15 protein-coding genes are annotated in these 21092 nt (G+C 72.4%); 11 read left to right on the top strand and 4 right to left on the bottom strand.

Annotation, left to right across the window (positions count from 1 at the left end):
* Positions 1-172 precede the first annotated feature (172 nt).
* Genes ACTZWW_RS12385 through ACTZWW_RS12370 form a run of 4 tightly spaced genes read left to right on the top strand, consistent with a single transcriptional unit; the run spans position 173 to position 6699 of the window.
* Positions 173-2539, top strand: a complete 2367-nt coding sequence (locus ACTZWW_RS12385) for a sensor histidine kinase (RefSeq protein ID WP_444781263.1) — start codon at positions 173-175, stop codon at positions 2537-2539.
* A gap of 17 nt (positions 2540-2556) precedes the next feature.
* Positions 2557-4185, top strand: coding sequence for an ABC transporter substrate-binding protein (locus ACTZWW_RS12380; RefSeq protein ID WP_444781262.1), 1629 nt, complete (start codon positions 2557-2559; stop codon positions 4183-4185).
* A gap of 40 nt (positions 4186-4225) precedes the next feature.
* Positions 4226-5968 carry an ATP-binding response regulator gene (locus ACTZWW_RS12375; protein ID WP_444781261.1) on the top strand — a complete coding sequence of 581 codons (1743 nt, stop codon included), beginning with the start codon at positions 4226-4228 and terminating at the stop codon, positions 5966-5968.
* Entirely contained in the window at positions 5965-6699 is a 735-nt protein-coding gene (locus ACTZWW_RS12370) for a response regulator (protein ID WP_444781260.1), read from the top strand. The genes ACTZWW_RS12375 and ACTZWW_RS12370 overlap by 4 nt, the downstream gene beginning before the upstream one ends.
* A 41-nt stretch (positions 6700-6740) precedes the next feature.
* Here ACTZWW_RS12370 and ACTZWW_RS12365 read toward each other — a convergent pair whose 3' ends face one another.
* From ACTZWW_RS12365 to ACTZWW_RS12355, 3 genes are read right to left on the bottom strand one after another with little or no spacing between them, the layout of a single operon-like run.
* Positions 6741-6890 carry a hypothetical protein gene (locus ACTZWW_RS12365; RefSeq protein WP_444781259.1) on the bottom strand — a complete coding sequence of 50 codons (150 nt, stop codon included), beginning with the start codon at positions 6888-6890 and terminating at the stop codon, positions 6741-6743.
* 32 nt (positions 6891-6922) lie between these two features.
* Positions 6923-7174 (bottom strand): hypothetical protein, encoded by a 252-nt coding sequence (locus ACTZWW_RS12360; RefSeq protein ID WP_444781258.1) that lies wholly within the window; start codon positions 7172-7174, stop codon positions 6923-6925.
* Between the two features lie 14 nt (positions 7175-7188).
* Positions 7189-7437 carry a DUF1127 domain-containing protein gene (locus tag ACTZWW_RS12355; RefSeq protein ID WP_444781257.1) on the bottom strand — a complete coding sequence of 83 codons (249 nt, stop codon included), beginning with the start codon at positions 7435-7437 and terminating at the stop codon, positions 7189-7191.
* A 281-nt stretch (positions 7438-7718) separates the two neighbouring features.
* On the opposite strand from ACTZWW_RS12355, the gene ACTZWW_RS12350 reads away from it, so the two are divergent.
* The 3 genes from ACTZWW_RS12350 (at position 7719) to ACTZWW_RS12340 (ending at position 15319) form a co-directional block, all read left to right on the top strand.
* On the top strand, positions 7719-10499 hold the full coding sequence (locus ACTZWW_RS12350; protein WP_444781256.1) for a bifunctional diguanylate cyclase/phosphodiesterase: 2781 nt from the start codon (positions 7719-7721) through the stop codon (positions 10497-10499).
* A gap of 148 nt (positions 10500-10647) precedes the next feature.
* Complete coding sequence (locus ACTZWW_RS12345) at positions 10648-11859, top strand: multidrug effflux MFS transporter (RefSeq protein WP_444781255.1); 1212 nt, start codon at positions 10648-10650, stop codon at positions 11857-11859.
* A 241-nt stretch (positions 11860-12100) separates the two neighbouring features.
* A complete protein-coding gene (locus ACTZWW_RS12340; RefSeq protein ID WP_444781254.1) occupies positions 12101-15319 on the top strand; it encodes a PAS domain S-box protein in 3219 nt (1072 codons plus the stop codon).
* Between the two features lie 75 nt (positions 15320-15394).
* Here ACTZWW_RS12340 and ACTZWW_RS12335 read toward each other — a convergent pair whose 3' ends face one another.
* Complete coding sequence (locus ACTZWW_RS12335) at positions 15395-16045, bottom strand: TetR/AcrR family transcriptional regulator (protein WP_444781253.1); 651 nt, start codon at positions 16043-16045, stop codon at positions 15395-15397.
* A gap of 127 nt (positions 16046-16172) precedes the next feature.
* On the opposite strand from ACTZWW_RS12335, the gene ACTZWW_RS12330 reads away from it, so the two are divergent.
* The 4 genes from ACTZWW_RS12330 to ACTZWW_RS12315 are packed head-to-tail and all read left to right on the top strand — an operon-like array spanning position 16173 to position 21014.
* Complete coding sequence (locus tag ACTZWW_RS12330; protein WP_444781252.1) at positions 16173-17006, top strand: FAD binding domain-containing protein; 834 nt, start codon at positions 16173-16175, stop codon at positions 17004-17006.
* Complete coding sequence (locus ACTZWW_RS12325) at positions 17003-17521, top strand: (2Fe-2S)-binding protein (RefSeq protein WP_444781251.1); 519 nt, start codon at positions 17003-17005, stop codon at positions 17519-17521. Before ACTZWW_RS12330 ends, ACTZWW_RS12325 begins: the two co-directional genes overlap by 4 nt.
* Positions 17518-19899 carry a xanthine dehydrogenase family protein molybdopterin-binding subunit gene (locus tag ACTZWW_RS12320; RefSeq protein WP_444781250.1) on the top strand — a complete coding sequence of 794 codons (2382 nt, stop codon included), beginning with the start codon at positions 17518-17520 and terminating at the stop codon, positions 19897-19899. The genes ACTZWW_RS12325 and ACTZWW_RS12320 overlap by 4 nt, the downstream gene beginning before the upstream one ends.
* Positions 19900-19946: 47 nt before the next feature.
* Positions 19947-21014, top strand: coding sequence for a C4-dicarboxylate TRAP transporter substrate-binding protein (locus ACTZWW_RS12315; protein WP_444781249.1), 1068 nt, complete (start codon positions 19947-19949; stop codon positions 21012-21014).
* Positions 21015-21092 lie beyond the last annotated feature (78 nt).

The following is a 21092-nucleotide window of genomic DNA, read 5'->3' as shown; positions in this document are numbered from 1 at the left end:
ACAGGAGACCTCGCGCGACGAAACCCGCCCGCAAACGCGCCCGCGTACGAGAGTGGTCATCCCGCGCGGCCACGCTTGGTGCGTCCGCGCGGCGGGTGTAGAAACGACCTCGTCCGCGCCAGGCCAGCGCCCCGACCGGACGGCGTCGACGTCGCTGCGAGCGGACGGCACAATGCGGATCACGAGCAAGATCGCGCTGGTCGGCGGCATCCCCATCGCCATCGCGGCTGCGATCGCGGTGGCGGCCTGGCTGCTGCTCGGCGAGGCCGAGCGCGCCCGCTCGGGCGCGGCGCTCGCCGGTGCGGCCTACCGCGAGCTCGGCGATCTCACCCGCGCCAGCGACGACTACGTCCGCGCGCTGCCGGCCCGGCGCGTCGAGCACGCCGTCCGCTTCTCCATCCTCGCCGACGGCGCGCGCGCCACGCTGCGCGCCCTCGCCGCGAGCGAGTCGGACCCGAGCCGGCGGGCGGCGGCGGAGCGGCTGATCGAGTCGCTCGCGCAGTACCGTGGCCAGATGGACGAGCTCGTCGCCGTCACGACCGGCACGGACGAGCGCATCGCCGAGATGGGCCTGCGCGCCGCGCAGCTCATCGCGCTCGCGGAGGCGGCGCGGCTGCGACAGCGCGAATCGAACGCGGACATCGCCGAGACGCTCACGCGGAACGACCGGCGCATGCGCCTCGCCCGCGACGTGGTCGACCTCGCGCAGGAGGCGCGCGCCGCCGTGCTCTCGCTGGAGGCGATGCGGCTCGCCAAGGAGACCGTGCCGAGCGCCTTCCTCGATCCGGCGCGGGCGCGGCGGGTCCGCTTCGGGCTCGCGCGCCTTCGCGCCGCCGCGCTCGACCTCGCAGCCGCGCTGCGCGCCGCGAGCCACGCGGAGGAGGCCGACAGGGCGCAGGCGGCGCTCGCGGCCTATGTCGACGCCGTGGAGGCCAACGGCGCCGAGCGCGTGCTGCGCCGCGCCGATCGCACCTCGGCCGAGGTGACGGCCTATGTCGACGACCTCATCAAGATCCACGCCACCGAGCAGCGTGCGCTCCTCGACGGCACGGGGCAGCTCCTCGCCTATTCGGTCGAGGCGGGGGAGACCGAGCAGGCGACGCAGAACGTCGCGGTGGAGACCCTCAAGCTCGGCCGCCGCACCGCCGACGCGCTCGCCGCACGCGACGTCGAGGCCGTCGCGGGCATTCTCGCCGCGAGCCGCGCGCTGCTCGACGAGATGTCCGCGCTGCCGATCTCGCCGCTCATCCAGACCGAGATGATCGACGCCTTCGAGGGCTGGAGCGCGCGGCTCTCGACCACCGCGGAGGGCATCGCCGCGCAGAACGCGCTCCTGCGCGACATGTCCAGGACCGAGCGGTCGATGCAGCTCGGCGCGCAGGACCTCAACGACGTGCTCGGCCGGCGCGCGGAGCGTATCGGCGAGACCGTGCGGCGCATCCTGGTCCTCGGCGCGGCGGTGGGCCTCCTGCTGGGCGCGCTCGCGGCCTTCCTCGTCGCGCGCTCGATCACCACCCCGCTGAAGCGGCTGCGCCAGGACATGCTCGTCCTCGCCAGGAATCCCGCCGCGGGTGCGATCGCGCCGCCGCGCTCCGGCTGGGGCTTCGGGCACGACGGGCGCATCCGCGACGAGCTCGCCTCCATGGCGCATGCGGTCAACGTCTTCGTCACGGAGATCGGCCGGCGCGAGAGCGACCTGCGGCGGGCCAAGGACGAGGTCGACGCCACGCTCGACGCGCTGCGCCGCACGCAGGCCGACCTGATCCAGGCCGAGAAGCTCGCCTCGCTCGGCCAGCTCGTCGCGGGCGTCGCCCACGAGATCAACACGCCGCTCGGCGTGGCGCTGACCACCGCGACGGCGCTCGAGGGCGAGGTCGAGCGGCTGAAGGCGCGTATCGACGGCGGCAAGGTGCTGCGCTCCGACCTCGACCGCGGCCTCGCGCGGCTCGGCGAGGGAGCGGGGCTCGTCCACGTCAACCTCGCGCGCGCCGCGGACATGGTGCAGAGCTTCAAGCGCGTCGCCGCCGACCAGACGAGCGAGGACCGCCGCCGCTTCGAGATGGCGCAATGGCTGCGCGAGCTCCTCACCAGCCTCGGACCGGCGCTGCGCAAGCGCGGCCACGAGGTCGCGACGGAGTGCCCGCCGGACCTCGTGCTCGACACCTATCCCGGCGCGCTCGCGCAGGTGTTCACGAACCTGATCATGAACGCCGTCGACCACGCCTTCGCCGAGGGCGCGAGCGGCCGGATGCGCATCGTCGTCTCGTCCCTGCGGGGGAGGGGCGTGCGGATCGTCTTCTCCGACGACGGCCGCGGCATACCGCCCGAGGCCGCCGCGAAGGTGTTCGAGCCCTTCTACACGACCGCGCGCGAGCGCGGGAACACCGGGCTCGGCCTGCACATCGTCTACAACCTCGTCACCGCCACGCTGATGGGCCGCATCGAGCTCGACGCCCGCGCCGGGCAGGGCGCGCGCTTCGTCATCGACCTGCCCGCCTCGCCCGAGCGCGCGGAGCTCCCCGCGCTCGCCGCCCAATGAGGACCCTTCTCGTGCGCGTGCCCGCTCCCCTCCGCCTCGCCCGCGCCGCGGCCGTCGCGCTCCTCGCCCGCGCCGCGGCCGTCGCGCTCCTCGCCCTCGCCGCGAGCCCCGCCGCGGCCAAGACGCTGGTCTTCTGCTCGGAGGGCAACCCCGAGGCGCTCAACCCGCAGCTCGCGACGACGACGACCGGCATGAACGCGGCGCGCCCCATGTTCGACACGCTCGTCGCCTTCGAGCCCGGCGGCGGCGCGCTCGTGCCGGGGCTGGCGCAGAGCTGGGAGGTCTCGCCGGACGGGCGCGACTACGTCTTCCGGCTGCGGCCGGACGTGCCCTTCCACGCGCGCGGCGACTTCACGCCGAGCCGCCCGATGAACGCGCAGGACGTGCTGTTCTCGCTCGAGCGGCAGTGGAAGGTGGACCACCCCTTCCACGCGGTCTCCGGCGGGCGCTACGACTACTTCCGCGACAACGGGCTCGACGCCCTGCTCGAGTCGATCGAGGCGCTCGATCCGATGACGGTTCGCATCCGCCTGCGCCGGCCGCACGCGCCCTTCCTGGCGACGCTCGCCGATCCGTTCAACGCCGTCCATTCCGCGCAATACGCCGCCCACGTCCTCGCCGCCGGCCGGCCGGAGGATCTCGACGCGCGCCCGATCGGCACCGGGCCCTTCGTGCTGGTGGACTACCGCGAGGACGTCGCCGTGCGCTACCGCGCCTTCGACGGCTACTGGGACGGGCGCCAGCCGATCGACCAGCTCGTGTTCTCGATCACTCCCAACCCGACGGTGCGCCTCGCCAAGCTGCGCGCGGGCGAGTGCCACGTCATGGCCTTCCCGGACCCGAACGACGTGGCCACCATCGAGGCCGATCCCGCGCTCGTGCTGATGCGCCAGGAGGGGCTCAACGTCGGCTACATGGCGATGAACGTGCTCATGGAGCCCTTCGACGATCCGCGCGTGCGCCGCGCGATCGGCCGGGCCATCGACAGGGAGGCGATCATCGCCGCCGCCTACGGCGGCGCCGGGCGCGTCGCCACGAACCCGATCCCGCCGACGATGTGGGCCTACGACGACACCGTCCCGGCTGATCCCGTCGACGTCGACGCGGCGCAGCGCCTGCTCGAGCAGGCGGGCCTCCCGGACGGCTTCGAGACCGAGCTCTGGTACATGCCGGTCAGCCGGCCCTACGCACCCGACGGCAAGCGCATCGCGGAGATGATCCAGGCGGACCTCGCCAAGGTGGGCATCCGGCTCGAGCTGAGGACCGCGGCGTGGGACGACTACCGCCTCGCGCTCCAGTCCGGCGAGGCGCCGATGGCGCTGTTCGGCTGGACGGGGGACAACGGCGATCCCGACAACTTCCTCTACGTGCTCCTCGGCTGCACCGCGGCGCGGCCGGGCGGCAACAACGTCGCCAAGTGGTGTGACGCGGACTACGACTCGCTCGTCGTGCGCGCGCGGGAGGCCTTCGACCAGGGCGAGCGCGCGACGCTCTACCGGCGCGCGCAGCAGATCTTCGCGCGCGAGCGGCCCTGGGTCCCGATCGCCCATTCCGTGGTCTTCATGGCGCGCCGGGCCGAGGTGACGGGTTTCGTGATGGATCCGCTCGGCCGGCACCTGTTCAAGGGCGTGGACCTGGTTCAATGATACGAGGGAAGGGCGTGCCGTGCCCGACGGAAGACCCGTCATGAGCGAAGAGTTCGTCCAGATCCTCGACGACGCCCCCGCGCGGGGCGACGAGCGGGCGGGCGCCTGGACCGTCCTCGTCGTCGACGACGACGAGGCGGTGCACGAGGGCACACGCTTCGCGCTCTTCGACTACGAGCTCGACGGCCTCGGGCTCGAGATCCTCTCCGCCTATTCGGCGCGGGAGGGCAAGGAGATCCTCGCCGCCCGCCCGGACATCGCCGTCGTCCTGCTCGACGTCGTGATGGAGAGCGACGACGCCGGGCTGGCCCTCGTCGACGACATCCGGCGCGAGCTCGGCAATCGCACGGTGCGCATCATCCTGCGCACCGGCCAGCCGGGCCAGGCGCCCGAGCGCGCCGTGATCGTCGAGTACGACATCAACGACTACAAGGCGAAGACCGAGCTCACCGCCGACAAGCTCTTCACCGCGATCACGGCGGCTCTGCGCAGCTTCCGGCAGCTGGAGCGGCTCGAGGCGACGCGGCGCGGGCTCGAGATCATCGTCGACGCCGCCTCGATGCTGTTCGACCTGCGCTCGGTGCGCAAGCTCGCGCAGGGCGTGCTGACGCAGATCGCCACCCTGCTCGGCGTCGACTGCGCCGGCATCCTCGTCCTGCGCGAGAGCGCGCGCGGCGAGGACCTCGCGGTGCTCGCGGGCTCCGGCTGCTACGGCGACCACGAAGGCGCGCTCGCCTCGGCCCTGTCCGAGGACCTGCGGACCTGCGTGCGCGAGGCGCTGGAGCGACGCGGCCACGCCTTCGAGGGGGCGCGCTCCGTGCTCTACTCGCGCACGGGCAGCGGCCGAGAGGTCGTCGTCGTGATCGAATCGCCGCGCCCGCTCTCGGAGACCGACCGGGCGCTGGTGGAGCTGTTCTCGAGCCGCCTGTCGGTCGCTTTCGACAACGTGCTTCTCCACGAGGAGCTGCAGGGGACGAACGCCCGGCTGGAGGAGCGCGTCGTGGCGCGCACCGCCGAGCTGATCCGGGCCAATCGTCGCCTCGCCAGCCAGCGTGCGGACCTGCGCCGCGCGAACCAGCTCAAGACCGAGATCCTCGGCACCGTCGCCCACGACCTGAAGAACCCGCTCGCGGTGATCCTCGGCCGGGCGGAGATGCTCGACGATCTCATCGGCGTCGCCCCGCCGCCCCTCGACACGATGCGCACCCAGGTCCGCCACATCCGCGAGACCGCGGAACAGCTCTCGGACATGGTCTCGACCCTCGTCGCCGACGCGATGAACGACGCGCTCGACATCACGATCCGCCGCGAGCCCATGGACCTGTCCGCGCTCGTGCGCGAGGTGATCGAGGCGAACCGCCCGCTCGCGGAGCGCAAGCATCAGGCGATCGCGCTCGAGGCGCCCGAGCCGGTTCCTGCGCTCGCGGACCAGGATCGCCTGCGCGAGGCGATCGAGAACCTCGTCTCCAACGCGGTGAAGTACAGCCCCGTCGGCGCGCCGATCGTGGTCGGCGTGCATGCGCGCGCGGGGAGCGCCGTCGTCGCGGTGCGCGACGAAGGGCCGGGCCTGATGCCCGAGGACGTCGCGCGCGTGTTCGGCCGCTTCCAGCGCCTCTCCGCCAAGCCGACCGCCGGCGAGACGTCGACGGGGCTCGGCCTGTCCATCGTGCGTCGCATCGCCGAGCTGCACGGCGGCGAGGCGACCGCCGCGAGCCCGGGCCCGGGCCGGGGCTCCACCTTCGAGATCCGCATCCCGCTCGCAGAAGGACGAGAGACCGCATGAGCGCCCGCGTCCTCGTCGTCGACGACGAGCCCGCCGCCCGCGAGATGGTCGGCGACTACCTCAAGATGCACGGCTTCGACGTCGCCCTGTGCGACGGCGGGCGCAGCCTCTTCGCCCGGCTTCAGGAGGGCGCGGCCGATCTCGTCGTGCTCGACCTCAACATGCCGGAGGAGGACGGGCTTTCCATCGTGCGCCGCCTCAAGGCCGAGCGGCCGCTGCCGGTGATCATGCTGACGGCGACGGCGAGCCCCATCGACCGGGTCGTGGGGCTCGAGCTCGGCGCGGACGACTACCTCGCCAAGCCCTGCGAACTGCGCGAGCTCGTCGCCCGCATCCGCTCGGTGCTGCGCCGCGGCACGGCGAGCGGCGCGCCGGCCGGCGCGGCCGGGGAGGCGGGGGCGCAGGCCGGCGAGGCCGTCGTGCGCTTCGGCACGAAATGGCTCCACCTCGACAGCTACCAGCTGCGCGACGAGGACGGCGGGCGGCTCGTGCTGACGCGCTCGGAATACGCGCTCCTCAAGGCCTTCCACGATCATCCCTCGCGGGTGCTCTCCCGCGACCGGCTGCTCGACCTCGCCGACGCCCGCGACCCGGACGCCTTCGATCGCTCGATCGACGTGCGGATCACGCGCATGCGGCGCAAGATCGAGCCCGACGCCGCGAGGCCGCGCTACATCAAGACGGTCCGCGGCGCCGGCTACGTCTACCACCCCCACGGGCAGGACGACTGAGGCGACGCCCGGATCCGTCCGCGGGCGGGGCGGCCGGCGGCTCAGAGGGCGGCGAGGGCGAACGCGAGCGCGGTCGTCGTCGCGAGCGAGAGCGTGAAGCCCAGAGTTGCGACGCGCCAGGACGGCGCACCGGCATCGGCGGGGGCGGCGACGGCGCGGGCGCGGCGATCGGGGACGGTACCTGCGGACATCGATCGAGTCTCCGGAACGGTGTTGGCGTACCTCACCGCTGCGCCGTCACGACGGCGCGGGCGGGCACGAGCGGGTGGGCGGCGGGAGCTGCGAGAGGGGACGCCACGCGCTGCTCCGCCGGGAGGTCGGGCCACGAACGCGCGAGGTCGTGAGGGGTTGCGCTGCGCGACACGACGGGAGGGTCCCGCAGCGCCTCCGCGCTGCGCCCCGCGCCGAGGGCGAGCGGGGCGAGGACGATGGCGGGCGAGAGCCCGCACAGGAGAAGCCGCTGCCAGAGGGGCATCGTCGCTCTCCGCCTCAGGCGCGCCAGAACGGCTTGCTCGCCTCGACCGTCGCGCGGGCGCGATCGAGGCCGATGTCGTCGAGCATGTGCGCGGACATCTCCGCGAGCGCGCGCCGGTCGGCCGCACGGCGACGCCAGAGCGCGAGGGCGGCGCGGATGCGGGCGAGGGCGGGCTCCTTCGCGGGGAGGGCGGCCGGCGCATAGGCCGGAAGGATCGCGAGGGAACGGTCGGTCAGGGAGGAGCGGTCGGTCAGGGAGGACATGGCGGGTTCTCGTGGGTCTCGTCGGGGTCACATGCGTTCGTCGCGCGACGGCGCCGGTGGGTTCGAACGATCCCCCGCGACCGGCCGCGACGATGCGCACCTTCGCCCCGTCCCGTTTCGCCATGACGTCGCCCGGCGATCTTCGTGTTTCCGGAATCTTTCGTCGGCGCGCGGCGGCGCCACGCGTTTACATTTCGAGAACCAATCCGGCGCTGAGACGCGTTCACTCCAGCGTTTGGTTCACCTTTGCGCGCACAAGCTCCCGCGAAAGGGAGCAATCCATGTTCCGAAGCTGGGTGCGGCGCGGCCTGCCGACCTTCTCCGCCTACCTCGTCGCCTTGAGCCTCGCGCTCTCGGTGCCCCTGCTCGCCTTCGGAGCCGCGGTCTCGTACCAGCTCGGCACGAGGGAGCGCGCCGCCGTCGAGGACGGCGTCTTCGAGGCGGCGGAGCGCGTGCGGCGTGCCGCGGACGCGCTCGTCGCCGACGCGCTCACGGGGCTGCGTATCCTGGCGGCCTCGCGTGCGATCCGCTCGGACGACCTGTCGGGCTTCTATGCGGAGGCGCTCGTCGCCGGGCGCGAGCTCGGCGGGTACGTCGCGCTCGCGGAGGCGACCGGCGAGCGCCTGGCCTACACGCGCGTTCCCTGGGGCGCGCTCCTCTCCAGCATCGACGAGGGCGGCGTCGTCGCCACCGTGGTACGCACCCACGAGCCGTTCGTCTCGGGGCTGCTCACCTCGCCGCAGACCGGGGAGCGTTTCGTCGCGGTCGCGGTCCCCGTCCACGTCGGCGCGGAGACGGGGCGCGTCCTCACGCTGGAGATTCCGCTCTCGAAGCTGCTCGAGACGGTGGTCACCGCGGAGGTCGGGACGCCGCGCTGGGGCTCGATCTCGGACCGCGACGGCAGGGTGCTCGCCCGCAGCGCCGACAACGACGCCCACGTCGGGCGGACCCTGCCCGGATTCGCGCAGCTGACGGGCCCCGCGGGCACATGGCGCGGGACCGGCTTCCTCGACATCACCGTGTTCGGCGCCTACGAGCGTTCCGATCTCACCGGCTGGACCGCCGGCGTCGGCGTCGATGAAGCGGCGCTCGAGGCGCCGATCGCGGCGTGGCGGCTGCGCCTCGTCGGGCTCGCGGCTGTCGCCCTCGGGATCATGGCGGCCGTCGCGCTGCCGATCTGCAGGGAGATCACCGGGACCTTCGCCCAGCTCACCGCCATGGCGCGGCGTCTCGGCATGGGCCAGCCTCTCAGCGCCCCCGCGGTCGGCATCGCCGAGGCCCGGACGATCGCATCGGTCATGGCGCGCGCCTCGGTCCACCTGTCGCGCCGCGACGCGTTCCTGCGCGAGGCGAAGGACGAGCTGGAGGCCAGGGTCGCCGCCCGCACGCACGAGCTGCAGGAGAAGACGACGCTCCTCCAGACCACGCTCGACCACATGGACCAGGGGCTCGTCATGGTCGACGTGGACGGGCGGGTCTCCGTCTACAACCGCCGCGCCGTCGACCTTCTGGAGCTGCCCGAGGCGCTCGTCGCGTCCCGGCCGACCGTCGCCGATCTGCACGCCTACCAGGTCTCGAAGAACGAGTTCGTGCGCCCGGAGGACGCCGACCGCGTCAAGGAGCTCTACGGCGGCACCGCCTTCAAGGAGCGGCTCTACGAGAGGGAGCGCCCCAACGGGACGATCCTCGAGATCCGCACCGTGCCGCGGCCCGAGGGAGGCGCGGTGCGGACCTTCACCGACATCACCGCCCGCAAGAAGGCCGAGGCGGAGCTGGCCCGCATGGCGCGCCACGATTCCCTCACGGGCCTGCCCAACCGCGCGAGTCTGCGCGAGCGGCTGAAGGAGCGGCTCGCCGAGGCGAACCGGCACGACAGGCCGTTCTCCGTGCTGTGCCTCGACCTCGACCGCTTCAAGGTCGTCAACGACACGATGGGGCACGCCGCGGGCGACATGCTCCTGGACCTCGTGGCCGATCGCCTCCGCGGCGTCGTGCGCGGCGAGGACTTCCTCGCGCGTGTGGGAGGCGACGAGTTCGTGCTCCTGTGCCCCGAGGCGGCCGGCAGCCCCGGTGGGGAGGCGCTCGCGCGGCGCATCATCGCGGCGTGCGCGGAGCCCTTCACGCTCTCGGGCAAGCCGATCGAGATCGGCGTCAGCATCGGCATCGCCAACGCACCGGCCGACGGCGCCACGATCGACGACCTGCTCAAGGCGGCCGACCTCGCGCTCTATCGCGCGAAGGGCGATGGGCGTAACACCCATCGCGTCTTCGCGCCGGAGATGGACGCGGCGAACGTCGAGCGCCAGGAGCTCGAGATCGAGCTGAGGCACGCGATCCAGCGCGGCGAGATCACGCTCGCCTACCAGCCGATCGTGGACGTGCGCGATGGCCGCGTCACGGCGGTCGAGGCGCTGTGCCGCTGGACGCATCCGCGGCTCGGCACGATCTCGCCGGCCCGGTTCATCCCGCTCGCGGAGGAGACCGGGCTCATCGCGCCCCTCGGCGCCTTCGTTCTGGAAACGGCGTGCCGGGAAGCCGCGGGGTGGGGCTCGCCGGTCCGGATCGCGGTGAACGTGTCCGCGGTCCAGTTCGCCCGCGCCGATCTCCTGGCGGTCGTCGTCGCGGCGCTGGAGGCCTCGCGCCTGCCCGCCGACCGGCTGGAGCTCGAGATCACGGAGAGCGTCCTCATGGACGGCGCGACGGTGCTGGAGACGCTCCACGCCCTGCGGCGCCTCGGCGTGCGCCTCGCCATGGACGATTTCGGCACGGGCTATTCCTCGCTGGGCTATCTCGAGCGCTTCCCGTTCGACAAGCTGAAGATCGACGGCTCGTTCGTGGAGCGAATCGCCAGCACGGAGGCGGATGCGATCGTGCGCGCCATCGCGAGCCTGGGCGCGCGGCTCGGGATGACCATCACCGCGGAGGGCGTCGAGACCGAGGAGCAGCTGCGGCTCGTACGGGAGGTCGGCTGCCAGGAGGCGCAGGGCTACCTCGTCGGCCGACCCGTCGCCGCGGACGCGATCCGTCGCCGGCTCGGCGGGAGCCGCACGCAGGCGGCGTAGCCTCCGGTGGCGGTCGGCGGCACCGCGAGCTGTACCGAGCCCCGACGCGACGCATCTCGGCAGTCGGCAATCGAAAATCGTTGTCGACGACGATGGGCACCACGGAGTAGAAGCACGTCCGTTGCCCTCCTTCGACGAGACGACGACGATGTCCGCTCCCGCCCCCATCTCGACGGCGCGCCTCGCCGCCGTTCTCGGCCTGCTCGCCTGCGTCGGCCCCTTCGCCATCGACATGTACCTGCCGGCGCTGCCGGCGGTCGCGGCGGAGCTCGATGCGCCGATCTCCGCGGTCCAGGGGACCCTCATCGCCTATTTCCTGGCGTTCGGCGTCTCGCAGCTCGTCTGGGGGCCGATCTCGGACCAGGTCGGCCGCAAGGCGCCGCTGGTGGTCGGCCTGTGCGTCTTCGCGCTCGGCAGCCTCATGTGCGCGCTCGCGCCCTCGATCGGCTGGCTGATCGCCGCGCGATTCGTCCAGGGCGTCGGCGGGTCCGTGCTGATGGTGGTCCCGCGGGCGGTGATCCGCGACACGGCGACGGGGGCGGACGCGGCGCGGATCATGGCGCTGGTCATGCTCGTGATCAGCGTCTCGCCCATGCTCGCCCCGCTCGTGGGGAGCGGCGTCATCGCGATCGGCGGCTGGCGGCTCGTCTTCGCCGTCCTGCTGGCCGCGGCGGCGGCGAGCCTCGTCGTCACCCGCGTCCTCCTGCCCGAAACCCTGCCGGCCGCCGCGCGCACCCGCATCTCGGTGGCGGGGCTCACCCGTGCGAGCCGGGTCCTGCTCTCCGATCGCTGGTTCATGGGCCTAACCTTCATCGGAGGCTTCGGCTTCGCCTCCTTCTTCGTCTTCGTCGCGAGCGCCTCCTTCGTCTACACGGAGAGCTTCGGGCTGACCTCGACCGGCTTCAGCATCGCCTTCGCGGTGAACGCGGCCGGCTTCTTCGCCGCCTCGCAGGTCGCGGCGGGGCTCGGGCGTCGCTTCGGCATGAACCGCGTGGTGCTGGCGGGGACGACGGGCTTCGCCCTGTTCTCCGGGCTTCTGCTCGGGCTCGCGTGGGCGGGCCTGGCGAGCCTCGCCGTCGTCGTCGGCCTCCTCGTCGTCGCGAACGCGTGCCTCGGCGTGGTTCTGCCGAGCACGATGGTGATGGCGCTCGACCCCCACGGCGAGATCGCGGGCCTCGCCTCCTCGCTCGGCGGCGCGCTGCAGATGGTGCTCGGCGGGATCGTCGTCGTCGCCTCCGGGCCGTTCTTCGACGGCACGACCCTGCCGATGGTCGCCGCCATCGCCGCCTGCGGTGCCGTGGCGGCGGCGCTGGCCTGGGTCGTCCTGCTCCGGCCGGTGCAGGCGAGCGCGATGTCCTGAAGCATCGCGCGCGCATCCCGGTCGTCTGCCCTTCGCCCGCGTCGAACGCAGCGCGCGGGAGGGCGGCGCGGCGCGGATGACCGCGCGCGCTCCGGCCGAGCGCTTGCGAAGCGGCGCGTCGCGGACGACACTCGTCCGCCCCGGCTTCATGGGCCCGCACACGATGCGCCAACCGCTCCGGCCCCGATGCGTTATGCCGAGAAGGCGGGCGCGCGGAGCGGTTCGCAGCGAGGACACGACGATGAGCGCATCCGCCGACGACGACGACGCGCGCGGCACGGCGGAGCGCGACGCGATTCTCGGGCAGCTGGCGGAGGGCGTCATCGTCACCGACGCCTCGGGGCGGATCACCTTCGTCAACGCGGCGGCCGAGCGCCTGCACGGCACGAAGCTGCTCGACGTGGCCCCGGCGGGCTACGCCGCGGCCTACAGCCTGTTCACCGAGGCGGGCGAAATCCATCCGTCGCACGAGCTTCCGCTCGCGCGGGCGGCGCTGCGGGGCGAGACCGTCGAGGATGTGCGATGGCGCATCCGCCGGCCGGACGGCAGCGAGGTGCTTGCGATCGGGTCGGCACGGCCCGTCCTCGGCCCCGACGGCGAACGAATCGGCGCCGTCCTCACCGTCCGGGACGACACCGCGCGGCACGCGGCCGAGACGGCGCTGCGCGCGAGCGAGGCACGTCTCGCCTTCCTCGATCGACTGGGGGCAGTCACCGCGGGTCTCGCCGACGCCGACGCCGTCCTCGCGGCGACGACGCGCATGCTCGGCGAGCATCTCGGGCTTTCGGTCTGCGCCTACGCGGACATGGACGAGGACGCGGACGGATTCACCGTTCGCGGCGACTGGGCGGCGCCCGGCGCGCGCAGCATCGTCGGGCATTACCGGCTCGCCGATTTCGGCCGCCTGGCCGTGGAGCGGCTCGGCGCCGGGCTTCCGCTCGTGGTCGCCGACAATCGTCGCGAGCTGGAGCCCGACGCCGCGGCGAGCTTCCGCGACATCGGCATCGCCGCCACCGTGTGCATGCCGCTCGTCAAGGACGGACGCCTCGCGGCGCTCATGGCGATCCACGACCGCGAGCCTCGTGCCTGGACCGAGTCGGAGATCGGTCTCCTGCGCGCGGTCACCGCGCGGTCCTGGGCGCATGTCGAGCGCGTCGCGGCGGCCGCCGAGCTGCGCGCGCGGGAAGCGCAGCTGCGCGCCGTCTTCGACCAGGCCGCCGCCGGGTTGGCGCGGACGGATCTGACCGGTCGCTTCACCGAGGTGAACGATCGCTATTGCGCCATCGTCGGGCGCTCCCGCGAGGCGCTCACGCGCCTCACGATGCAGGAGATCACCCACCCGGACGACCTGCCCGCGAACCTGCCGCTCTTCGCCGCCGCGACCACGGGCGGCCCGGCCTTCGACATCGAGAAGCGCTATCTGCGCCCGGACGGCTCGATCGTGTGGATCCGCAACAGCGTCTCGGTGGTGCGGGAGAACGGGACCGCGCCCTCCATCCTCGCGGTGTCCGTCGACATCTCGGATCGCAAGGCGACCGAGCTGCGCCTCCAGGAGAGCGAGGCGCGGCTCGAGCGGGCGCTCGAGGCCGGCGGGCTCGGCGCGTGGGAGCTCGATCTCCAGACGCTCGTGGCCTGGCGGTCGCCGCAGCACGACCGCATCTTCGGCTACGACGAGATGCTGCCCGAATGGACCTACGCCACGTTCCTCGGCCACGTCGTGCCGGAGGATCGCGAGCGGGTGGACACGGCCTTCCGGGTGGCGATCGACAACGGCGGCCTGTGGGATTTCGAATGCCGCATCCGCCGCGTCGACGGGACCGAGCGCTGGATCTCCGCTCAAGGCAAGGTGGATGTCGGCGCCGGTGGTGCGAAGGGCTGCGTGAAGGGCATGATCCGCGACGTGACCGCGCGCCGGCGCACGGAGGATGCGCTGCGCGAGTTCAACGAGACGCTCGCCTCGCGGGTCGCCGAGCGTACGGCGGAGCGCGACCGGATGTGGCGGCTCTCGACCGACGTCATGCTCGTCGCCCGCTACGACGGCACCGTGGGCGCGGTGAACCCGGCGTGGGAGGCGCTGCTCGGCTGGACCGAGGACGAGCTCGTCGGCACGACGTTCATGGCGCTGGTCCACCCCGACGACACGGCGACGACGCTCGCCGAGATGGAGCGCCTCGGCGTGGGCGAAACCACCCTGCGCTTCGAGAACCGGTACCGCGCGCGCGACGGGTCCTGGCGCTGGCTGTCCTGGACCGCGGTTCCGGAAGAGGGCTGCATCCATGCGGTCGGCCGCGACGTCACGGCGGAGAAGAGCCAGGCGGAAGCGCTCTCGCGCGCCGAGGAGGCGCTGCGTCAGAGCCGGAAGCTCGAGGCCATGGGCCAGCTCACCGGCGGCGTCGCGCACGACTTCAACAATCTGCTCATGCCGATCATCGGCCCGCTCGACATCCTGGTGCGGCGTGGGATCGGCAGCGAGCGCGAGCAGCGCATCCTCTCCGGGGCGCTGCAGTCGGCCGAGCGGGCGAAGGTGCTGGTGCAGCGCCTCCTCGCCTTCGCACGTCGGCAGCCGCTGCGCCCCGTGGTCATCGACGTCCGCAGTCTCGTGCGCGGCATGACGGATCTGATCGGCTCCAGCCTGACACCCGGCATCGAGCTGCGGGTCGAGCTCGCTGCGGATCTGCCGCACGCCCATGCGGACGCGAACCAGATCGAGATGGCGCTCCTCAACCTGAGCGTTAACGCCCGCGACGCGATGCCGGACGGCGGGATCCTCACCATCTCGGCGATGCCCACGCGCGCGGGGGAGGCGGGCTCGTCGTCGGACCTCGCGCCGGGAGACTACGTCCGCCTCACGGTCGCCGACACGGGGACGGGCATGGACGAGGCGACGCGGGCGCGTGCCATCGAGCCGTTCTTCTCGACGAAGGGCATCGGCAAGGGCACCGGCCTCGGTCTCTCGATGGTGCACGGCTTGGCGGCTCAGCTCGGCGGCGCGCTCGCGATCGAGAGCGAGCCGGGGCGCGGGACGCGCATCCATCTCTGGCTTCCCGTCGGCGGCGCCGAAGCTCGGGCCGCGGACCGGACCCACAGCGCCGATTCCCGGCCGAGGTCCTCCCGCGGCACCGTCCTCGTCGTCGACGACGAGGATCTGGTGCGCGCGAGCGTCGCCGACATGCTCGTCGATCTCGGCTTCGACGTCGGCGAGGCGACCTCTGGAGAGGAGGCGTTGCGCCTCATCGACGAGGGCGGGCGCTACGAGCTCCTCGTGACGGATCACCTGATGCCGGGCATGAGCGGCGTCGACCTCGCCCGCGCCGCCGGGCGCTCGCGACCGGCGCTCCCGGTCCTGATCGTCTCGGGGTATGCGGAGGTCGACTCGATCGCACCCGATCTGCCGCGGCTCACGAAGCCGTTTCGACCCGTGGAGCTCGCCGAGCAGATCGCGCGCCTCGTCCGGCAGTGACGCGCGGCAATGACGCGCGGCAGTGACCGAGCGCGGTGACGTGGGCTCGCGGCGGGCCGTTCCGGCGGCTCGCGCTCAGGCCGTCGTCCCGATTCCGAAAGCGAGCAGGAAGCGGTCCACCGCGCGCGTGATCGCCTCCGCCGGATCGGCGGGGCACGGCATGCGGTAGATGTGCTGGCGGATGCCGATGTAGACGATGCCGCCATGGAGGTTCCAGAGATCCTCCATCGTCGGCGACGCCTCCGCGCGCGCCTCCGCGGCGATCTCCGCCAGGAGCGGGCGCAGGATGACGTCGGCGAGATGGCGCAGGTAGCGCCGGTTGAGCTCCGCTCCCGCCAGGCCGGAGAACATGAAGATCCGCATCCACTCGTGCTGGAAGATCAGCGTGGAGTACTCGGTGTAGAAGGCGAGCAGCCGTGCACGGATCGGCATGCTGCGATCCCTCAGGCGCTCGGGCCAGTCCGGCGAGAGACGGTCGAGATAGACCTGCTCGTACACCGCCTCGACGAGATCGTCCTTCGTCGCGAAATAGTTGAACAGCAAAGGCTGCGTGATGCCCAGCCGCTTGGCGAGGTCGCGCGTGTTCCCGTCGAGGCCCACCTCCGCGAAGAACGCGACCGCTCCGTCGACGATCTGCTGACGACGCTCCTGTGGCGGCAGCCGCCGCCGCGCTGCCGCGCGCGACCGCCCCTCGCCGGCGGCCTCGGCACTCTCACTCGACGTCATACGCGGTCGCCTCCCCTGGAAACATTCTACTTGCAAAGCGCCGAAATCCATACATGATCCGGATCACGGGATTGAGCAAACGCTCAATTAGCTGCCCGCGAAGACGGGACCGCGAGGGAGGAGACGGATGAAGGCTGCTGTGGGCGGCTACGCCCGCGCACGCGATCTGCGCCACGCGCTCGAGCTCCTGGCGCAGACGGACGGGGCGGGCCGGGTGCTCGCCGGCGGGCAGAGCCTGGTCGCCGCGCTCAACATGCGCCTGACGACGGGGGACGTCCTCGTCGACATCTCGGCGCTCCCCGAATGCCGCGGCGTCGCGGACGAGGGCGGCACGCTGCGCATCGGTGCGCTCACGCGCCATGCCGAGATCGGCCGCGATCCCCTGATCGCCGCGCACGCGCCGCTGCTGGCGGAGGCGACGACGCATATCGCCCATGCCGCGATCCGCAACCGCGGGACGATCGGCGGGGCGATCGCCCACGCGGATCCCGCCGCCGAGTTCCCCGCCTGCGCGCTGGCGCTCGACGCCGTCATTCATGTGGAGGGCCTCGACGGCGCCCGCGAGATCGCGGCCGCGGACTTCTTCCGCGACACGTTCGAGACCGCTCTCGCCGAAGGCGAGATCCTGACCGCGATCACCGTGCCGAAGGCCGAGGCCGGCGAGGCCCAGGTGATCGAGGAGGTCGCGCGCCGCTCCGGAGACTACGCGCTCGCGGGCCTGTGCCTCGTGCGCCGTGCCGCCGGGCACCGCATAGCGCTGTTCTCGACCGGGCCCAAGCCCATGCTCGCGACGAGGGCCATGGCCGCCCTCGACGCCGGCGACGTCGAGGGCGCCGTCGCCGCGCTGAAGGGGGAGATCGACCCGCCGTCGGACACGCAGGCGAGCGCCGCCTATCGCCGCCACCTCGCCGGCGTGCTCCTGCGCCGCGCGATCGCCCGCCTCGAGGGAGGAACGAGATGACCGAGATCATCCGCGATCGGATCGACGTCGCGCTCGTCGTCAACGGCGAGCCCGTCGAGGCGCGCGTTCCCGTGGGCCAGCACCTGATCGACTTCCTGCGCCTCGAGCTCGGGCTCACCGGCGCGCATGCGAGCTGCGAGCACGGCGTGTGCGGCGCCTGCACGATCCGCCTGAACGGCGAGGCCGTGCGCGGCTGCCTCACCCTCGCCGCGCAGGCCGACGGTGCCGAGGTCTGGACCGTCGAGGGCCTGACCGACACGGGCGCCATCGCCGACCTGCAGGCCGAGTTCGTGGCGCGCAACGCGCTCCAATGCGGCTTCTGCACGCCGGGCATGCTGGTCGCGGCCGACGAGCTCCTCGCCCGCGGCGGCGTGCCCTCCCGCGGCGAGATCCGCGAGCATCTGTCCGGAAACTACTGCCGCTGCACGGGCTACGAGGCCATCGTCGACGCCGTCGCGGCGGTGGCGGCGGCCCGCGCCGGCCGCGGCGCGCGAGACGGCGAGGGGGGAGCATGACCATCCAGTTCGGCAATCCCGACCGGCCCAATTCCTACATCGGCAAGACGGTCCCGCGCCCCAACGCGCCGCGGCTCGTGCAGGGGCGCGGGCGCTTCGTCGACGACGTCGCCCTGCCGCGCATGGCGCATGTCGCCTTCGTGCGCTCGCCCTACGCGCACGCCCGCATCGGCACGATCGACGCCGGGGCCGCGAAGGCGGTGAAGGGCGTGCTGCGCGTCTTCACCGGCGCCGATCTCGCGGAGGTCTGCACGCCGTGGGTCGCGGTTCTCGCCCATCTCAAGGGGCTGAAATCGCCGCCGCAGCACGCGATCGCGATCGAGCGCGCCTGCTGGGTCGGCGAGCCCGTGGCGGCGGTCGTCGCCACGACGCGGGCCGCGGCGGAGGAGGGGGCTTCTCTCGTCGAGGTGGACTACGAGGCGCTCCCCGTCGTCGGCGACATGATGAGCGCGCTCGACGAGACGACGCCCGTCATCCATCCCGAGCTCGGCGACAACCTCGCCTTCCGGCGCCTGCACGAGGAGGGCGACGTCGAGGGCGCCTTCGCGGGAGCGCACAAGGTCGTCTCCGCCCGCTTCCGGACCGCGCGCCACACCGGCGTGACGCTCGAGCCGCGCTCCATCCTCGTCGACTGGAACCCGGCCGAGGGCCAGATGGTCGCCTGGCACGCGACGCAGGCCCCGCACATGATGCAGACGGTCTTCGCCAAGCACCTCGACATTCCCGAGAGCCGGGTGCGGGTGATCTGCGGCGACGTCGGCGGGTCCTACGGCATCAAGGTTCACGTCTATCCCGACGAGGTGGCGACCGCAGCCATCGCCAAGGTGATGGGGCGCCCGGTCAAGTTCGTCGCCGACAGGCTCGAGAGCTTCACCACCGACATCCACGCCCGCGATCATATCATCGACGCGCGGATCGCCGTCGACGAGGCGGGGAAGATCCTCGCCCTCGATGTGGACGACTGGACGGGGATCGGGCCCTACTCGGTCTATCCGCGCACCTCCGCCATCGAGGGCAACCAGGTCGTCAACCTCTGCGGCGGGCCCTACGACTTCGCGAACTACCGTGCCCGCACCAGCGTCGTCTTCCAGAACAAGACGCCCACCTGCCAGTACCGGGCCGTGGGCCATCCGATCGCCGTGGCGATCACCGAGGGCCTCGTCGACATGGCGGCGGCGGAGCTCGGCCTCGATCCCGTCGAGATGCGCCGGCGCAACGTCTATCCGGACGACGCCTATCCCGTGACCTCGCCGGCGAAGATGCGCTTCGAGGGGCTCTCGCACCAGGCGTCGCTCGACAAGCTCGTGGCGCTGATGGACTACGAGGCGCTGCGCGAGGACCAGGCGCAGGCGCGGGCGCGGGGCGTGCATCGCGGCATCGGCATCGCGAGCTTCATCGAGCTGACCAACCCCTCGCCCTTCATGTACGGCATCGGCGGCGCGCGGATCTCCGCGCAGGACGGCTGCACCGTGCGCATGGACCCCGACGGCTCGGTCGTGGCGCTCTCGGGCGTCACCGAGCAGGGCCAGGGCACGGAGGCGATGCTCTCGCAGATCGTCGCCGAGGGCGTCGGCGTCACCCCGGACAAGGTGCGCGTCGTCACCGGCGACACGCAGGTGACGCCCTATGGGGGCGGCACCTGGGCGTCGCGGGGCGCCGGCATCGGCGGCGAGGCGGCGCTCCAGGCCTCGCGCGCGCTGCGGGAGTCGATCCTGGAGGTCGCCGGCGCCATGCTCCAGAGCGAGCCGGGCAAGCTCGACATCCGCGCGGGCGCCGTCGTCGACCTCGAGAGCGGCGAGGAGCGGCTGTCGCTCGAGGAGCTCGGCCGCATCGTCTACTTCCGCGGCGACACGCTGCCCAAGGGGCTGCCGCGCGAACTCGTGCAGACGCGCCACTTCATCACCTCCGACTACCCCTTCGCCTTCACCAACGGCGTGCAGGCCTCCTACCTGGAGGTCGACGTCGAGACGGGGGTCGTGACGCTCCTGAAGCACTGGTGCGTCGAGGATTGCGGGCGGATCATCAACCCGCAGCTCGTCGACGAGCAGATCCGCGGCGGTATCGTCCAGGGCCTCGGCGGGGCGCTCTACGAGGAGATCCACTACGACGCGGACGGCCAGCTCATCAACGGGTCCATGGCCGACTACCTCGTGCCCATGGCCGCCGAGATGCCCGACATGATCGTCGGCCACGTGGAGACGCCCACCAAGGAGAGCCTGCTCGGCGCCAAGGGCGCGGGCGAGGCCGGCACGGCGGGCGCGCCCGCCGCCGTCATGAACGCCATCAACGACGCGCTGCGCCCGCTCGGCGCGCGGGTCACCGAGATGCCCTTCACGCCCGAGCGCATCCTGCGCGCGCTCGGGACGATCGAGGGCTGACGCCGAACGGGGCCCCTCGAACGAGGCCCGACCCAGGGAGGACCGACATGAGGACCAGGCACATCGCGGGCGCCGGAGCGCTCGCCACCACGCTGTTTCTGGCGGGCGCCGGCGGCGCCTTCGCCCAGGAGTCGATCACCGTCAACATCGGCTCGTCGCACCCGGAGAGCAACATCTGGGTCTACGCGATGAAGAACACCTTCCAGCCCGAGGTGGACCGCATCCTCGCCGAGGCGGGCGAGTACGAGATCGACTGGATGGAGAGCTACGGCGGCACGCTCTACAAGTTCACCGACACCCGCGAGGCGGTGATGGACGGGATCGTGGACGTCGGCATGGTGGGCACCGTCTGGGAGGGCGCCAACATGCCGCTCCAGAACGTCACCTACTTCACGCCCTTCGCCACCGAGGATCACCGCATCATCATCGAGATCTTCGACGATCTGTCGGAGAACCTGCCGGAGCTCAAGGAGAGCTGGGCCGAGAACGGCATGGTGCACCTGTCCTCGCTGATCACCGACAGCTACGACATCTACGCCACGTTCCCCGTCACCTCGCTCGCCGACCTGCAGAACCGCAAGCTCAATGCGCCGGGTACCTCGGCGAACTGGCTCCAGGAGACGGGCGCGACGCCGGTCGACGGGGCGCTGACCACCTACTACACCAACATCCAGACGGGCGTGACGGAGGGGACGCTCTCCTTCGCCTCCGGCATCCTGCCCACCCGTGTCTACGAGGTCGCCCCGGAGCTCACCCGGGTCGGCATCGGCTCGATGTACTTCGGCGGGATCGCCGCCAACAAGGACTTCTTCGACGGCCTGCCGGCTCCCGTCCAGGAGGCCTTCCGCCAGGCGGCGCAGGCGACCTCGATCGCCCACGGCGACTACGTGGCGGACCTCGCCGCGCGCGCCCTCGACGAGATGCAGGCGGCCGGGCTCACCGTCCACGAGCTTCCCGAGGAGGAGAAGGCGGCGTGGGTGAACGGCCTGCCCAACATCGTCGAGCCCTGGCTCGAGCAGACGGGGGACGACGGCCGCGTGGTTCTGAAGGCCTACTTCGACGCGCTGCGCGAGCGCGGGATCGAGCCGCGCCGGGCCTGGGACGAGGGTCTCTGAGGGGCTTCGTCGCGCACGGCGCACAAGGCGAACGAGCGATGCCCGCCCGGGGATTCCCCGGGCGGGTCCCGCGCGGGA

Origin of the sequence: Salinarimonas sp. NSM (assembly GCF_052380005.1) — a bacterium.
Taxonomy (GTDB): Bacteria; Pseudomonadota; Alphaproteobacteria; order Rhizobiales; family Beijerinckiaceae; genus Salinarimonas.
Note: the sequence above shows the minus strand (reverse complement) of the source record. Positions and strands in the feature narration are given on the sequence as shown.

Excerpts from the sequence above, each read along its gene's own strand:
- ACTZWW_RS12325 (WP_444781251.1), top strand. The coding sequence starts at position 17,003 with ATGACCGAGATCATCCGCGATCGGATCGACGTCGCGCTCGTCGTCAAC.
- ACTZWW_RS12370 (WP_444781260.1), top strand. The coding sequence starts at position 5,965 with ATGAGCGCCCGCGTCCTCGTCGTCGACGACGAGCCCGCCGCCCGCGAG.
- ACTZWW_RS12315 (WP_444781249.1), top strand. The coding sequence starts at position 19,947 with ATGAGGACCAGGCACATCGCGGGCGCCGGAGCGCTCGCCACCACGCTG.
- ACTZWW_RS12355 (WP_444781257.1), bottom strand. The coding sequence starts at position 7,437 with ATGTCCTCCCTGACCGACCGCTCCTCCCTGACCGACCGTTCCCTCGCG.
- ACTZWW_RS12375 (WP_444781261.1), top strand. The coding sequence starts at position 4,226 with ATGAGCGAAGAGTTCGTCCAGATCCTCGACGACGCCCCCGCGCGGGGC.
- ACTZWW_RS12335 (WP_444781253.1), bottom strand. The coding sequence starts at position 16,045 with ATGACGTCGAGTGAGAGTGCCGAGGCCGCCGGCGAGGGGCGGTCGCGC.
- ACTZWW_RS12350 (WP_444781256.1), top strand. The coding sequence starts at position 7,719 with ATGTTCCGAAGCTGGGTGCGGCGCGGCCTGCCGACCTTCTCCGCCTAC.
- ACTZWW_RS12340 (WP_444781254.1), top strand. The coding sequence starts at position 12,101 with ATGAGCGCATCCGCCGACGACGACGACGCGCGCGGCACGGCGGAGCGC.
- ACTZWW_RS12360 (WP_444781258.1), bottom strand. The coding sequence starts at position 7,174 with ATGCCCCTCTGGCAGCGGCTTCTCCTGTGCGGGCTCTCGCCCGCCATC.
- ACTZWW_RS12345 (WP_444781255.1), top strand. The coding sequence starts at position 10,648 with ATGTCCGCTCCCGCCCCCATCTCGACGGCGCGCCTCGCCGCCGTTCTC.
- ACTZWW_RS12320 (WP_444781250.1), top strand. The coding sequence starts at position 17,518 with ATGACCATCCAGTTCGGCAATCCCGACCGGCCCAATTCCTACATCGGC.
- ACTZWW_RS12365 (WP_444781259.1), bottom strand. The coding sequence starts at position 6,890 with ATGTCCGCAGGTACCGTCCCCGATCGCCGCGCCCGCGCCGTCGCCGCC.
- ACTZWW_RS12385 (WP_444781263.1), top strand. The coding sequence starts at position 173 with ATGCGGATCACGAGCAAGATCGCGCTGGTCGGCGGCATCCCCATCGCC.
- ACTZWW_RS12330 (WP_444781252.1), top strand. The coding sequence starts at position 16,173 with ATGAAGGCTGCTGTGGGCGGCTACGCCCGCGCACGCGATCTGCGCCAC.